Annotated in this window: 1 protein-coding gene; it reads right to left on the bottom strand. The window is 40.2% G+C overall.

The genetic code is table 11. The annotated features are described in order from the left end of the window. The coding region (locus CIK04_RS28510; RefSeq protein ID WP_128824740.1) for a helix-turn-helix domain-containing protein at nt 1–250 on the bottom strand (250 nt) is incomplete at its 3' end. Between the last annotated feature and the right edge of the window lie 649 nt (nt 251–899).

Below are 899 nucleotides of genomic sequence, written 5' to 3'. Positions count from 1 at the left end.
AATCATCAGGATCACGAAGCTTTGCCTGTTCACGGCTTATAGCTTTATCTTGAATATGTAGCTCAAGATCTAGTGATGACAGCAGGCGCATCAGGCTTTCGATACTGGACGAGGCAGGATCACGTTCAAGTTTCGATACTGTTGTCTGTTTTAGACCAACAATATCTCCGACTTTGGTTTGGTTGCGCCTTTGATTCCTGCGTACATCACGCAAGTATATCCCCAGTTGCTTAGGACTTGTTATGAGCATATCTGCCTCCAATCTAAATTAACCCMTGTAGGGATATTAGCACTTTAACCCCTGAGGGGTTAAAGTTAATTTACCCCCGTACAGGGGTAATCAGTCATAGCTGAGATTAAGAGGTTTAGTTGACTGGGTAAGGATACTAGAAAATATTTTGGCTTATATGCTTGAAGCTCTTGCTAAGTTCGATTGTTTTCGTATACTGATTGTGATTAACATTCGTCAACGTGACATTTGATTGATGAACGTAGAAAGCTAGAAAATTCAAGAGCTTGATATATATAGGTTTTCAAAGAGATGGGGTTCAAATCCCTATCTCTCCGCCACTACATAGAAAGCCTGCAAAGTAATTTGCAGGCTTTCGTCATTTCTGACGTTTGAATGTTGGCTTAAAATGACTTTGTGTCTCGTTCTGAACTGAGTTGCCACATTGAAGACAGATTATCGTAACTTCAAAGAATCCCTAATCTCTGCGTTAAGTGCACTTAGCATGATGGCAATCTAAGCTCTAAATTTTGGGCTATCGAGATGAGTGAGTGGCGTTATAGTACACTGAAAGTAACAGAACAATAAAAGCCTGAGAATCATCTCAGGCCTTATCTACAGTCATATATGTAGAGCAACTTAAAATGGTTTAGGTGCAAAGCCAGTCATG

The organism is Vibrio sp. 03_296, assembly GCF_002265885.1.
The sequence above is the reverse complement of the archived record's forward strand: the minus strand, read 5'-3'. Positions and strand labels throughout refer to the sequence as shown.